Raw genomic sequence first — 303 nt, 5'->3', positions numbered from 1 at the left:
CGCTCTTTGGAGCTGCGCAAGGGCTGTGGTTCAGCATCTTCCACGCAGTCTCCGCGTTCTGCAACGCAGGCTTCGATTTAATGGGTATCTTTACCCCCGGTACATCTTTACAGCATTTTTCAAAAGACCCACTGGTGCTTCTAACCACTACTATACTGATCATCACAGGCGGCATCGGTTTTATCGTCTGGCGTGACTTCATCGACCATCGTTTCCGGTTCCGCACCTACACCCTGCACAGCAAAATTATGCTGACCTGTACCGCAGCTTTGGTTATATCCGGCTGTCTTTTATTTTTGTTCT

The 303-nt window shown here is 49.2% G+C and carries 1 protein-coding gene; it reads left to right on the top strand.

Features of this window, described 5'->3' with window-relative positions; translation table 11 throughout:
* On the top strand, positions 1 to 303 hold a 303-nt coding region (locus D1841_RS18320; protein ID WP_305801100.1), incomplete at both ends, for a potassium transporter TrkG.

The organism is Neglectibacter sp. X4, from assembly GCF_009917365.1.
In the GTDB taxonomy this organism is placed as follows: Bacteria; Bacillota; Clostridia; order Oscillospirales; family Acutalibacteraceae; genus Acutalibacter.
The sequence above is the reverse complement of the archived record's forward strand: the minus strand, read 5'-3'. Positions and strand labels throughout refer to the sequence as shown.